At 68.7% G+C, this 13,504-nt stretch carries 13 protein-coding genes and 2 tRNA genes; 14 read left to right on the forward strand and 1 reads right to left on the reverse strand.

Going from position 1 to position 13,504, the window contains the following annotated elements; translation table 11 throughout:
- The first annotated feature begins 12 nt into the window (after window positions 1-12).
- The 10 genes from BLT36_RS08365 to BLT36_RS08410 all read left to right on the forward strand — a co-directional run bounded on the left by BLT36_RS08365 (window position 13) and on the right by BLT36_RS08410 (window position 10,502).
- On the forward strand, window positions 13-1,305 hold the full coding sequence (locus BLT36_RS08365) for an ABC transporter substrate-binding protein (protein WP_092093909.1): 1,293 nt from the start codon (window positions 13-15) through the stop codon (window positions 1,303-1,305).
- A gap of 19 nt (window positions 1,306-1,324) precedes the next feature.
- On the forward strand, window positions 1,325-2,203 hold the full coding sequence (locus BLT36_RS08370) for a carbohydrate ABC transporter permease (protein ID WP_092093911.1): 879 nt from the start codon (window positions 1,325-1,327) through the stop codon (window positions 2,201-2,203).
- Window positions 2,200-3,162 carry a carbohydrate ABC transporter permease gene (locus BLT36_RS08375; RefSeq protein ID WP_217638270.1) on the forward strand — a complete coding sequence of 321 codons (963 nt, stop codon included), beginning with the start codon at window positions 2,200-2,202 and terminating at the stop codon, window positions 3,160-3,162. The genes BLT36_RS08370 and BLT36_RS08375 overlap by 4 nt, the downstream gene beginning before the upstream one ends.
- The gene (locus BLT36_RS08380) at window positions 3,162-4,517 is read left to right on the forward strand and encodes a glycoside hydrolase 5 family protein (protein ID WP_092093913.1); all 1,356 of its coding nucleotides are present in this window, start codon (window positions 3,162-3,164) and stop codon (window positions 4,515-4,517) included. Before BLT36_RS08375 ends, BLT36_RS08380 begins: the two co-directional genes overlap by 1 nt.
- A gap of 25 nt (window positions 4,518-4,542) precedes the next feature.
- Entirely contained in the window at window positions 4,543-7,551 is a 3,009-nt protein-coding gene (locus BLT36_RS08385; RefSeq protein WP_092093915.1) for an alpha-mannosidase, read from the forward strand.
- An 84-nt stretch (window positions 7,552-7,635) separates the two neighbouring features.
- Entirely contained in the window at window positions 7,636-8,595 is a 960-nt protein-coding gene (locus tag BLT36_RS08390) for an endo-beta-N-acetylglucosaminidase H (RefSeq protein ID WP_092093916.1), read from the forward strand.
- 133 nt (window positions 8,596-8,728) lie between these two features.
- A complete protein-coding gene (locus tag BLT36_RS08395) occupies window positions 8,729-9,019 on the forward strand; it encodes a DUF1905 domain-containing protein (RefSeq protein WP_092093918.1) in 291 nt (96 codons plus the stop codon).
- Window positions 9,020-9,342: 323 nt separating this feature from the next.
- Window positions 9,343-9,669, forward strand: coding sequence for a hypothetical protein (locus tag BLT36_RS08400; protein ID WP_092093919.1), 327 nt, complete (start codon window positions 9,343-9,345; stop codon window positions 9,667-9,669).
- A gap of 38 nt (window positions 9,670-9,707) precedes the next feature.
- Entirely contained in the window at window positions 9,708-10,121 is a 414-nt protein-coding gene (locus BLT36_RS08405) for a PIN domain-containing protein (protein ID WP_092093921.1), read from the forward strand.
- Window positions 10,122-10,199: 78 nt separating this feature from the next.
- Window positions 10,200-10,502: a DUF4190 domain-containing protein gene (locus tag BLT36_RS08410; RefSeq protein ID WP_092093923.1), complete on the forward strand. Its 303-nt coding sequence runs from the start codon at window positions 10,200-10,202 to the stop codon at window positions 10,500-10,502.
- Between the two features lie 265 nt (window positions 10,503-10,767).
- On the opposite strand, the gene BLT36_RS08415 is transcribed toward BLT36_RS08410, so the two are convergent.
- Window positions 10,768-10,838: transfer RNA gene (locus tag BLT36_RS08415), tRNA-Gly, on the reverse strand.
- 54 nt (window positions 10,839-10,892) lie between these two features.
- On the opposite strand from BLT36_RS08415, the gene BLT36_RS08420 reads away from it, so the two are divergent.
- The 4 genes from BLT36_RS08420 to BLT36_RS08435 all read left to right on the forward strand — a co-directional run bounded on the left by BLT36_RS08420 (window position 10,893) and on the right by BLT36_RS08435 (window position 13,484).
- Window positions 10,893-11,204, forward strand: coding sequence for a hypothetical protein (locus BLT36_RS08420; RefSeq protein WP_092093924.1), 312 nt, complete (start codon window positions 10,893-10,895; stop codon window positions 11,202-11,204).
- Between the two features lie 57 nt (window positions 11,205-11,261).
- A tRNA-Pro gene (locus tag BLT36_RS08425) sits at window positions 11,262-11,338 on the forward strand.
- Between the two features lie 52 nt (window positions 11,339-11,390).
- On the forward strand, window positions 11,391-12,698 hold the full coding sequence (tig, locus tag BLT36_RS08430) for a trigger factor (RefSeq protein ID WP_175529546.1): 1,308 nt from the start codon (window positions 11,391-11,393) through the stop codon (window positions 12,696-12,698).
- A gap of 156 nt (window positions 12,699-12,854) precedes the next feature.
- Window positions 12,855-13,484 carry an ATP-dependent Clp protease proteolytic subunit gene (locus BLT36_RS08435; protein WP_092093927.1) on the forward strand — a complete coding sequence of 210 codons (630 nt, stop codon included), beginning with the start codon at window positions 12,855-12,857 and terminating at the stop codon, window positions 13,482-13,484.
- The last annotated feature ends 20 nt before the right edge of the window (window positions 13,485-13,504 follow it).

Raw genomic sequence — 13,504 nt, forward strand, 5'->3', positions numbered from 1 at the left:
GAGTCCGACGCGATGAGACCGACCACACGAACGACGACGAGCCGCGCGATCGCGCTGCTCGCAGGAGCCGCAGCCACCGCCCTCGTCCTCACCGGCTGCTCGAGCGGCAGCAGCGGTGGCGACGCCGGCAGCGGAGACGTCAGCGGGTCCATCACCCTGCAGACCTGGGCGCTCACGCCGACCTACACGGACTACCTCAACGGCGTCATCAAGGACTTCGAGAAGGCCCACCCGGACGCGAAGGTCACGCTCCAGGACCAGCCCGGTGACGGCTACGCCGACAAGGTGCTCAGCCAGGCGTCGTCGAACACCCTGCCCGACGTCATCAACCTGCCGCCGGACATCGCCCTGCCGCTCGCCAAGCGCGGGTTCCTGCAGGACGTGTCGAAGGACGACAAGGACCTCTCGAAGACCTACGTCGCCGGCGCGCTCGACTCGTACGACTACAAGGGGCTCGACGGCACGTACGGGTACCCCTGGTACCTCAACACGGACGTCGACTACTGGAACAGCGACATGTTCGCCAAGTGCGGCCTCGACGCGAAGAACCCGCCGAAGACCACGGACGAGCTGTTCGCGCAGGCGAAGACCATGCACGACAACTGCCCGACCGACTACCTGATGAGCCGCAAGCCCGGTCTCGGCGACTTCACGCTCGCCGGCGTCAAGGTGCTCAACGCCGACGGCACGAAGTTCACCTTCGCCGACTCGTCGAAGGCCGCCGACCTCATCAGCCGGTACAAGACCGCCTACCAGGACGGCTACATGCCCTCCAACGTCCTCAACAGCGACTACCTCGGCAACTCGACCCTGTTCACGCAGGGCAAGGTCGCGTGGACGACCGGCGGTGCGACCTCGCTCGCCGACTTCGAGAAGAACAACCCGTCGCTGAAGGGCAAGGTCACGGTCTCGCCGGCCCTCGACACCCCGCCGCTGTACGTGCAGGGCCTGTCGGTGTCGAGCAAGTCCAAGCACCTCGCCACCGCCGAGGCGTTCGCGCAGTTCATGACGAACGCCAAGAACCAGGAGGCCTTCGCGCACCTGGTGAACATCTTCCCGTCCACCACGTCGTCGCAGTCCGACCCGTACTTCTCGAAGGACGACGGCACCGTGAACGGTGAGGCCCGTGTCCTCGCGAACGAGGCGCTGAAGAAGGCGAAGGTGATCAACCCGGTGCAGGCGAACTCCGCGATGACGGACTTCCTCGACCAGCAGCTCGCCCTCGCCATGAAGGGCCAGGTGACGCCGGAGAAGGCGCTGCAGACGGCCCAGACCAAGATGAACACCCTGCTGGCCAACGGCTAGTCGGAACGGGAGGATCGTCATGCGCGCGAACCGCTGGTTCACACCCTGGTTGCTCGTCCTGCCGGCACTCGTCTGGCTCGTCGCGTTCAGCCTCTGGCCGTCGATCAACACGGTGCGGCTGTCGTTCACCAACGCCAGCCCCCTCGGCGGGGTCAGCCAGTGGGTGGGGTTCAAGAACTTCGAGGCCCTGTTCGCCGACCCGCAGGTGTGGGAGGCGCTGCTCAACAGCGTCATCTACATGGCGATCTGCCTGCCGCTGCTGACGGTCCTCCCGCTCCTCATGGCCGTGCTCGTGCAGCAGAAACTGCCCGGTATCGCCTTCTTCCGCACCGCGTACTACACGCCGGTGATCGCCTCCGCGGTGGTCGTCGGGCTGATCTGGACGTGGATCCTCGACGACCGCGGGGTCGTCAACGAGATCGCGAAGGCGCTCGGGGTCGTGCAGGGCAGCATCCCGTTCCTCACGGACCGGTGGCTGCTGCTCATCAGCGCGATCAGCCTGACCGTCTGGAAGGGCCTCGGCTACTACATGATCATCTTCCTCGCCGCCCTCGGGAACGTCGGCAAGGACCTGCACGAGGCCGCGGCGCTCGACGGCGCCGGCTCCGTCCGCCGGTTCTGGTCGGTCACCATGCCGGGGGTGCGGGGCACGATGACCCTCGTCGGGATCCTGGTGTGCGTGAGCGCGCTCCGGGTGTTCAGCGAGCTCTACATCCTCACCAACGGCACCGGCGGACCAGGCGGGCAGGACAACTCGCTCGTGATGCTCATCCAGCAGTACGCCCGCGGCTTCACCGGCAACCTCGGCTACGCGTCCGCCCTGAGCCTCCTGCTCTTCGTGGTGACGCTCATCCCGATGCTCGCCCTCGCGCGGATGAACTCGAAGGCGGACAAGTGACGAACACGACGACAACCGAACCCGCCCTGGGCGGGGCCCGCGGTGCAGCCAGCCCGACGCCGGACCTGACCGGCGCGACGGACGCGGGACGGGCCTCCCGGCCGCCCCGCAAACCGCGTCGCGTGGTGTGGGGCGTGATGTCCACGCGCGAGAAGGTGATCCGCTACGTCCTCCTCATCGTGGTGCTCTTCATCACGATCGGCCCGTTCCTCTGGCAGCTCTCGACGTCGCTCAAGGGTGCCGGCGAGGACATCTACACCGCGAACCCGTCCTTCATCCCGACCGAACCGACGATCGAGAACTACCTCAAGGTCGCCGCCGCGATCCCGGTCTGGCGCTACATCGGCAACTCGCTGCTCGTCGCCGCGATCGACGTCTTCGGGAACATCCTGTTCGCGACCCTCGCCGGGTTCGCCCTGGCACGCCTGCAGTGGCGCTTCCGGAAGCTCGTGCTCGGCCTGTTCCTGGCGACGCTCGTGCTCCCCGGCGAGGCGACGATCATCTCCCAGTTCGTCACCGTGAAGGACCTCGGCCTCGCCGACAACCTGGTCGGCGTGGCACTGCCCGGCATGATCGCCGCGCTCAACGTGCTCCTCATGTTCAACGCGTTCCGGCAGATCCCCGAGGAGATCGACCAGGCCGCCGTGATGGACGGTGCGAACGCGATGCAGCGCCTCCGCTACATCTCACTGCCCGCCGTGCAGGGCACCATCGCCGTGATCGCGATCTTCTCGTTCATCGGCGCGTGGGACGACTTCCTCTGGCCGCTCATCGTCCTGCAGTCGCCGCAGAACCTCACCCTCACCGTCGGCCTGCAGTACCTGCAGGGCACGTTCGCCACCGACCAGCGGATGATCGCGGCCGGCACCATGATCGCCTTCATCCCGATCGCCGTGATCTTCGCCGTCCTGCAGCGCTTCTTCTTCAAGGGCGTCGAAGAAGGCGGTGTGAAGGGCTGATGCGGTTCGGCGTCAACTACACCCCCTCCGTCGGCTGGTTCCACTCGTGGCTCGATTTCTCACCGTCCGACACGGCGCGGGACCTCGAGGCGATCGCGTCGCTCGGCGCCGACCACGTGCGGGTCTTCCCGCTCTGGCCGGTCGTGCAGCCGAACCGGACGCTCATCCGGCAGCAGGCGCTCGACGACGTGGCGACCGTCGTCGACATCGCCGGGTCGTTCGGACTCGACGTCAACGTCGACGCGCTGCAGGGGCACCTGTCGAGCTTCGACTTCGTGCCGTCGTGGCTCGACAGCTGGCACCGGCGGAACATGTTCACCGACCCCGAGGTGGTCGCGTCGACCGCGGCGTACGTCCGTGCGCTGGCAACGGCGGTCGCGGACCGGCCGAACCTGCTCGGGATCACCATCGGCAACGAGGTGAACCAGTTCGCGCACGCACCGCACCCGGCGCCGCACACCATCACGGCGGAGCAGGGACACGCGTGGGCGGCGGCGATGGTCGCCGCGGCGCGGTCCGGCCTGGAGGCGCGGCTCGGCTCCGCCCCGTCGGCAGGGTCCGGCGACGAGTCGCGTCCACTGCCGCTGGTCACCGTCGCGCAGTACGACGCGGCCTGGTACGACGACGCGCAGCCGTTCGGCCCGGAGCACGCGGCGGACCACGGTGACGCGACCGTCACCCACTCGTGGGTGTTCAACGGCTCGGCCGCCCTGCACGGTGCGCTCGGCCCCGGGTCGGTCCGGCACGGGGAGTACCTCCTCCAGCTCGCCGCCGCGTGGAACCGCGACCCCGCCCGGCCGAACTGGCTGCAGGAGGTCGGCGCCCCGACGAACGTCGTCGACCCCGCCGACGCCGCGTCCTTCACCGAGCAGACCATCCGCCACGTGCTCGACGCGCAGCAGGTGCTCGGCGTCACGTGGTGGTGCTCGCACGACGTCTCCCGGTCGCTCGCCGACTTCCCCGAGCTCGAGTACGACCTCGGGCTCTTCACGAACGACGGCCGGCTGAAGCCCGCGGGCGAGGCGTTCGCTGCGATCGCCCGCTCCGGAGCCGGCGGGGCCGCGACACCACCGTCCACCGCGCTCGTCCTCGACGACGTGCTGCCGGACGGTGCCGAACGCCACGGCACACGGTCCGACTGCGCTCCGGGCGGGCGCTTCGCCGCCGCGTGGCTCGCCCTCGCGACCGCCTCGACCGACGGACGCGGACCCCAGGTGGTCCTCCGCTCCCGGCTCGCCGACACGGGCATGCTGGCTGCGCGGGGGATCACCACGTGCGTCGACGTGCCGGACGACCTCGACACGGACACCACCCACACCCCGATCTCGGTCGCGCACCCCGCGACCATGCCCTGACCCTCCCCAGCCCCCGGAAGGCACCATGCACGACGACATCCCCCTCACCACCGGCCGCGCACGACGTGTCCTCGACGAGCGGATCCTGCCCGCCGTGCACGCCACGGCGACACCGCTCGACACCGCCTGGCACGAACTGCCGGGGGAGCCGATCCCGCCGACCGAGGGGCTCGCGCTCACGTTCGAGCCGTACGAGGTCGGCACGACGTGGGGCGCGGCGTGGGGGACGACGTGGTTCCGGCTCACCGGGACCGTGCCCGAGGCCTGGGCCGGACGCCGGGTCGAGGCCGTGATCGACCTCGGCTTCGACAAGAACATGCCCGGGTTCCAGTGCGAGGGCCTCGTGTACCTCGCCGACGGCACCCCGGTGAAGTCGATCAACCCCCGGAACCAGTGGGTACTCGTCACCGAGCGGGCCGAGGGCGGCGAGACCGTCGAGTTCTTCGTCGAGGCCGCGTCGAACCCCGTCCTGCTCGACTACCACCCCTTCCTCGTCACGCACGAGGGCGACATCCAGACCTCGTCGTCGAAGCGCCTCTACACGAGCCGCCGGATGGACCTCGCGGTGTTCGAGTCGGACGTGCACGAGCTCGCCCTCGACATCGACGTGCTGCTCGAACTCCAGGCCGAGCTCCCCGAGGGGCCCCGGCGGATGCGCATCCTGCAGGCCCTCGACGACGCCCTCGACCGCCTCGACCTGCAGCACATCCCCGAGACCGCGGCGGACGCCCGAGCGGCACTCGCCGAGGTGCTCGCCGCCCCGGCCGAGGCCTCCGCGCACACCATCTCCGCCGTCGGGCACGCCCACATCGACTCCGCCTGGCTCTGGCCGGTGCGCGAGACGATCCGGAAGGTCGCCCGCACCACCTCGACGATGACCGAGCTCATCGACCAGACCGACGACTTCCTGTACGGGATGTCCAGCGCTCAGCAGTACGCGTGGATCAAGGAGCACCGTCCCGAGGTGTACGCCCGCGTGCAGGCGGCCGTCGAGGCCGGGCGCTTCCTGCCGCTCGGCGGCATGTGGGTCGAGTCGGACACCGTGATGCCGACCGGCGAGAGCATCGTGCGGCAGTTCTCGCAGGGCCAGCGGTTCTTCGAGCGCGAGTTCGGCATCCGGCCCAAGGGCGTCTGGCTGCCGGACAGCTTCGGGTACTCGCCGGCGCTCCCGCAGCTCATGCGCCGCGCGGGGTTCGAGTGGTTCTTCACGCAGAAGATCTCGTGGAACCAGGTGAACAAGTTCCCGCACCACACCTTCCTCTGGGAGGGCATCGACGGCTCGCGGGTGTTCTCGCACTTCCCGTCGATGGACACGTACAACTCCCGGCTCTCCGGCTCCGAGGTCGCGAAGGCGTCCCGGCAGTTCCGCGAGAACCGGCTCGCCACCGGGTCGATCGCACCCGTCGGCTGGGGTGACGGCGGTGGCGGCACCACCCGCGAGATGACCGGCACCGCCGAGCGGCTCGCCGACCTCGAGGGCAGCGCGAAGGTCCGCTGGGAGCACCCCGACGCCTTCTTCGACCGCGCGAAGTCCGAGCTGACCGACCCGCCGGTGTGGGTGGGGGAGCTCTACCTCGAGCTGCACCGGGCCACCCTCACGAGCCAGCACGGCACGAAGCAGGGCAACCGCCGGAGCGAGCAGCTCCTCCTCGAGGCCGAGCTGTGGGCCACGACCGCCGCCGCACGGACCGACTTCACGTACCCGTACGACGAGCTCGACGCCCTCTGGCAGCAGGTCCTCCTGCAGCAGTTCCACGACATCCTGCCGGGCACCTCGATCGCCTGGGTGCACCGCGAAGCGGTCGCGAAGTACGCCGAGACGGCCGCGAGCCTGACCACGATCATCGAGCAGGCGCTGTCGGCGCTCGCCGGTGCCGGCGACCGGACGGTCGTCGTCAACCCGGCCCCGTTCCTCCAGGCCGGCGCACCCGCGCAGGGCGCCGTCCCCGCGACCGACCTGCCGGAGCCGACCGCGGTCACCGTCACCGAGCAGGACGGCGGCCACGTGCTGACGAACGGCCTGGTCCGCGTCGTCGTGGACGCGCGCGGCCTCGTCACCAGCGCCGTCGACCTCACCACCGGACGCGAGGCGATCGCCTCCGGACAGGTCGCGAACCTGCTCCAGCTGCACCAGGACTTCCCGAACATGTGGGACGCGTGGGACGTCGACCGGTACTACCGGAACCGCGTCGAGGACCTCGTCGACGCGTCCAGCGTGACGGCGGACGTCGACGAGCGGACCGGTGTCGCGCGCATCATCGTCGAGCGGGCGTTCGGCGACTCGAGTGTCCGGCAGGAGATCACGCTCGCGCCGGACTCCCGCACCCTCGAGTTCGACCAGACCACCGACTGGCACGAGACCGAGAAGTTCCTCAAGGTGGCGTTCCCGCTCGACGTCCGCGCCGAGCACACCGTCGCCGAGACGCAGTTCGGCGCGCAGAAGCGGGTGACGCACACGAACACGTCGTGGGAGGCTGCGAAGTTCGAGACCTCGATGCACCGCTACGTGCTCGTGTCCGAGCCGGACTTCGGCGTCGCCCTCGTGAACGACTCGATCCACGGCTTCGACACCACGCGCGACGCCGTCGACGGGCACGTCACCACCACGGTGCGGCTCTCGCTGCTGCGGGCACCGCGGTTCCCCGACCCCGAGACCGACCAGGGCGTGCAGACGCACCGGTACGGCCTCGTGATCGGCACCGACCAGCTCGGTGCCACGTCGGCTGGAGTACGGATGAACGCGGGTGCGCGGACGATCACCGGAGCGCACGGCTTCGACCCGCTGGTGCAGGTCTCCGGCGACGTCGTGCTGTCGAGCGTCAAGCTCGCCGACGACCGGTCGGGCGACCTGGTCGTCCGCGTCTACGAACCCGTCGGGCGCCGGGGAACGGGCGGCATCGCGGTGGACGGGCCGTTCGGACCCGCAGCCGAGGTCACGCTGCTCGAGGAGCCGCTGGCCGACACCGATGCGTCCTCGTTCGCGGTGGACGCCTACGAGGTGCGCACCTTCCGGTTCCCGCGCGAGCGCGCCTGAGACCCCGGCGCCGGGACTTCGGGTGTCCCGGCGCCGGCTCCGGTCGGCGACCGCCGGCCGGTTCATCACTCGATGAGGAGTGTCATGAAGAAGTCGATGAAGTTCGGGATCGCCGTGGCGATCGTCGCGATGGTCGCAGCGCCCATGGTGCCGGCGGCTGCCTCCGCGGCACCGTCACCCACCGGTCTCGCGCACGGGAAGGGTGCCGTCCACGGCGTCGGCCACGGCAAGCAGCCGCACACCGCCCCGGCGAAGAGCGGGCCGACGAGCATCGCCTACGTCGAGGTGAACAACGACGAGCTCGCCAACGTCGGCCGGTACCAGCTGGCCGACGGTGCGAACGCGTTCGACGTGGCGATCATCTTCGCCGCGAACATCAACTGGGACGGCACCAAGGCCGTCCTGTACAACAACGACAAGGTGCAGGCGACGCTCGACGACGCCGCCACGCAGATCAAGCCGCTGCAGGCGAAGGGCATCAAGGTGTCGCTGTCGATCCTCGGCAACCACCAGGGCGCCGGGATCGCGAACTTCCCGACCCAGGCCGCCGCTGCGGACTTCGCCGCGCAGGTCTCGGCCACGGTGACGAAGTACGGGCTCGACGGCGTCGACCTCGACGACGAGTACTCCGACTACGGCACGAACGGCACGCCGCAGCCGAACCAGCAGTCGATCGGCTGGCTCATCAGCGCCCTGCGCGCCGACATGCCCGGCAAGCTCATCTCGTTCTACGACATCGGCCCGGCGTCCTCGGCGCTGTCGCAGTCGAGCAGCACGATCGGCTCGCAACTCGACTACGCCTGGAACCCCTACTACGGCACCTACTCGGCACCGTCGATCCCGGGGCTCGACGAGTCGAAGCTGTCCGCCGCGGCAGTGGACATCCAGAACACCCCGCAGTCCACCGCGGTGTCGCTCGCACAGCGCACGAAGGCCGACGGGTACGGCGTCTTCATGACGTACAACCTGCCGGGAGGCGACGAGTCCGCGTACGTCTCCTCGTTCACGAACGTGCTCTACGGGCAGGCCGCGACGTGCCACTGACGTCCGGTCCGCAGCGGCGGCTCGCGCCCCGCGTCTCCTCGGCATCGGCCTGGAGGCGCGGGGCGCGTCCGATGCCGGGTTCCGTTCCCCGGATGGCGGATCCGGACTGGGAAACCGGTCGTACGATCGCGACGTGGAACTCGAGTTCAGCGGCGAGGTGATCGAGTGGCGCGGGCCGGCGCCGTTCTTCTACGCGGTCGTGCCACCCGACGCCGCCGAGGTCATCCACGAACTCGCCCCCATGCTCACCTACGGCTGGGGTGTGATCCCGGCACGGGTGACGATCGGCGCGGTGACCTGGACGACCTCGCTGTTCCCGAAGGACGGCGGGTACCTCGTGCCGCTCCGCGCTGCCGAACGTCGACGTGCCCAGGTCGAGCTCGGCGATGCCCCGACGATCACCCTCGAGCTCGGCGGTCCGTAGGAACGCTCTTGTGGAGAGCAACCTGCTCTCCACATGTCTGAGCCCGCCCTCGAAACACGTCCGAACGCTCCTTACGGTGACAAGCCGAGAAGGGGTGAGAGATGGTGGAACGTCCGCGGCATCCGAAGAAGGACATCGAGCGCTTCATGCAATCTGCGGAAGCTCGTGGCTGGCGATTCGTGAAGGGCAAGAAGCACTACAAGGGGCTGTGCCCCTGTGGGATGCACCTGCACATGGTGCACCTGACGCCCTCGAGTCGTCGCTACCTCGCCAATCTCGCCCACCGATGCTCGCGCCTAGACTGCTGGTGACTGGAGGCCATCATGACGACATACTCCCTTCGTCTCGAGTGCGAGGCGACTGACGCCGATGACCAGACGATCCGATCGGATGTCGATGCGGTGGCAGACGCCTTCTTCGACGATGAGGACGTCTTCGACCAGGACCTCGCTGTGGACATCGCGAGCAAGACGCTGACCTTCTCGCTCAACGTCGATGCCTCGAGCGAAGTCCACGCGCTCGAAGCGGGCATCGGTGCCGTCCGGAGTGCGCTGCACGCGGCCGGTGGGGGGACTCCTGGCTGGGAGGACCACTACCGCATGCTCCGCCAGGAGATCGAAGCGGACTCGCGCGGCTCCGTTCACGCCTGAGCCGGTCGCAGGCGGGAGCCGCGGAGGAGACTGCGGACATGACGAGGTTCGGGATCGACGCCACGTTCGCGCTGCGTATCATCCGCGGCGAGGTGGTGGTCGACGCCGCACACCGGCTGGTCGGGCCGGCGGTCCTGCGCTCCCACGTGATGGCGGCGATCTACCGCGAGGTCCGGTCCGGGGCGCTCGACGAGCGCGCGGCGCGGCAGCAGCTCGACGGGCTCGCGGGGTTGCGGATCCGGCTTCTCGGGGACAGGGTGTCCCGGGCGACGGCGTGGAGGGTGGCGACGGAGCTCGGCTGGGACGAGATCGGGCCGGCGGAGTACCTCGCCGTCGCGATGCTGCAGGCCGACGCCCTCGTCACCGCGGACCCGACTCTCCTCGCTGCGGCAGACGGGATGATCGCAGTCAGTCCGTCGTCTGCCCTGGCTGCTGAGACCACGCCGTCCTGACGTTGCTCGAAGGCGGCCTACCCCGGCGCCCCCGGACGGGGGCTGTATGCCGCCTGTGTGTTCTCCTACAGTCGAAGTATGAGTGATCTTCACGCCCCGCAGGTTCCCGTTCAGCCCTACCTCGTGCAGCAGCGTCAGGGCAACGGTCTCGCCGTCGCCGCGCTGATCCTCGGCATCGCCGGATTCCTGTTCACCGGCATCCCCTTCTTCATCGGGCTGTTCCTCGGTGGCATCCCGAACATCCTCGCGATCATCTTCGGCATCACCGGGATCGTCCGTGCCCGCCGGGTCGGAGTCGGCTTCGGGATGGCCCTCACCGGTCTCATCCTCGGAGGGATCGCCTTCCTCAGCGTGTTCCTCGGTGCCGGCACCATCTGGTGACGACCGGTCCGTGACCCAGGCCCGTCAGCGTCCTGCTGGCGGGCCGTTGCCGTTCCACGTGGAGATCCCCGCCACGTGGCGGTGGTGTCACGCTGTGGTGCGGCCCGACCGCACTGGCCGTCGCCGAGACTCGGCGCGACGGACACCCTGCGTCCGTCCCTCCGCGCGGACTGTCCGCGGCGCGGAGTCTCGCCACAAAACGCCGCCGCCCAGCGGCCTCGGTGCAGAAGACTGACGACCTCGCGCGAAGCGCCTACCCATACAGAGGGGATGACGGGAATCGAACCCGCGTGGCCAGTTTGGAAGACTGGGGCTCTACCATTGAGCTACATCCCCGCGCCTGCGCACCAGGCGCAGCCAGATCATCGTAGCGGACGAACGAGCAGTGACATGCCAGGGCGCGTCATCCCGAAGCCGGACGGTTCCGCCGAGCGGACGATCCGGCGGTCGCGGGTCCTCTCGTACGTGCTGGTGCTCCTCGCGGCGGTGGTGTTCTCGCTGCGGCCGGAGCTGTTCGGGGATCCCCAGGGGCAGCCCGCGCACGCACTCCTGCACGTGTGGCGGATCGTCGCCGGCATCGTGCTCGGGGTGGCCGCGCTCGGCGTGCAGGTCGTCGTCGGCGTGCAGTGGCGGCAGGGTCTCCGACACGCGGCGGAGGACGACGGGGAAGCTCCCGGGAACCGAGCACCGGGGGACCGCTAGACTCGTCGGCGTCGCACGCGCCGCTTCGGCGTGCGCGCGCACCCTGGCCCAGTCAAACGGGGCGTAGCTCAGCTTGGTAGAGCGCCCGCTTTGGGAGCGGGAGGTCGCAGGTTCAAATCCTGTCGCCCCGACCAGGTCTTCGAGAAGCACCGACCACACGAACGTCAACCAACAGGAGAACATCCCTTGGCCACCAGCACCGTCGACAAGGTGAGCGACACCCGCGTCAAGCTCACCGTGAACGTGACGCCGGAAGATCTCAAGCCGAGCATCGACCACGCGTACAAGCACATCGCCGAGCAGATCAACATCCCCGGCTTCCGCAAGGGCAAGGTCCCGCCGGCGATCGTCGACCAGCGTGTCGGCCGCGGCGAGGTCCTGAACCACGCCGTCGGCGACGCGATCGACAACTTCTACCGCCAGGCGGTGGAGGAGCAGGAGCTGCGCATCCTCGGTCGCGCCGAGGCCGACGTCTCCGAGCTCCCGAACGTCAAGGACTTCACCGGCGACCTCGTCCTCACCTTCGAGGTGGACGTGCGTCCGGAGTTCGATCTGCCGGAGTACGACAAGTACGAGCTGACCGTCGACGCCGTCGAGGTGTCGGACGAGGAGATCGAGGAGGAGCTGCAGAACCTGCGCACCCGCTTCGGCACCCTCGTGACGGTCGACCGTCCGGCGACCACGGGTGACTTCGCCCAGATCGACCTCACCGCCACCATCGGTGACGACGAGGTCGACTCGGCCACCGGTGTCTCCTACGAGATCGGCTCGGGCGACCTGCTCGAGGGCATCGACGAGGCGCTCGAGTCCCTCACCGCTGGCGAGTCCACCACCTTCGAGTCGAAGCTCGTCGGTGGCGACCGCGAGGGCGAGACCGCTCAGATCGCCGTGACCGTCACCGCCGTCAAGGAGCGCGAGCTCCCCGAGGCCGACGACGAGTTCGCGCAGATCGCCAGCCAGTTCGACACGATCGACGAGCTGAAGGCGGACCTCAAGGAGCAGATCGCGAAGTCCAAGACCTTCGGTCAGGGCGCCGCGGCTCGCGACAAGCTCGTCGAGAAGCTCATCGAGGACGTCAACATCCCGATCTCGGAGAAGCTCATCGAGGACGAGGTGCACCGTCACCTCGAGCAGGAGAACCGTCTCGAGGACGACGAGCACCGCAAGGAGGTCTCCGAGTCCAGCGAGAAGGCCTTCCGCTCGCAGATCCTCCTCGACTCGATCGCCGAGAAGGAAGAGATCCAGGTCTCGCAGGAAGAGCTCACCCAGTACCTCATCCAGGCTGCTGCGCAGTACGGCATGGAGCCGGGCGAGTTCATCAAGGTGATCGACCAGAACGGTCAGATCCCCGGCATGGTCGGCGAGGTCGCCCGCTCGAAGGCGGTCGCGACCGTCCTCGCCAAGGTGACCGTCAAGGACACCAACGGCGACGACGTCGACCTGTCCGCCTTCACGGCGGGCGTCGCGCAGACCCCGTCGGAGGACGCGGAGTAGTCGCGACCACCTTCTGACTGGAGGCGCGGTGCCAGCTGGCACCGCGCCTCCAGTCCGTTTCGGGGCCGGCTGCATTGCTGTCGGCGAACAGACGAGAAGTGGTGCGTTGCACCCGATAAGTTCGACATCAAGCGACAACTGAACGGGAGCTTTTCCATGGCCGAAGCAACACTGAACCCCAGTGTTTTTGACCGCCTTCTGAGAGACCGGATCGTGTGGCTCGGCTCCGAGGTCCGCGACGACAACTCGAACGAGATCGCAGCCAAGCTGCTGATGCTCGCCGCCGAGGACCCTGAGAAGGACATCTACCTCTACATCAACTCGCCCGGTGGTTCGATCACCGCCGGCATGGCGATCTACGACACGATGCAGTTCGTGCCGAACGACATCGTCACGGTGGGCATCGGCCTCGCCGCCTCGATGGGGCAGTTCCTGCTCTCGTCGGGCACGCCGGGCAAGCGCTACATCACGCCGAACGCGCGGGTGCTGCTGCACCAGCCGTCCGGTGGCTTCGGCGGCACCGCTGCCGACATCCAGACGCAGGCGAAGGTCATCCTCGACATGAAGCAGCGGATGGCGGAGCTCACTGCGGAGCAGACCGGCAAGACGATCGAGCAGGTCCTCAAGGACAACGACCGCGACAACTGGTTCACCGCGCAGGAAGCCCTCGAGTACGGCTTCGTCGACCACCTCCGCGCGTCCTCGACCGAGGTCATCGGTGGCGGTGGAACCGTCGGCGACGGCGAGACCCAGACCGACGCCGCCGAGCCCGACGCCCAGTCCTGACCCCCACCGAAGAAAAGGAA

Origin of the sequence: Curtobacterium sp. UNCCL20, from assembly GCF_900101675.1 — a bacterium.
In the GTDB taxonomy this organism is placed as follows: domain Bacteria; phylum Actinomycetota; class Actinomycetes; order Actinomycetales; family Microbacteriaceae; genus Curtobacterium.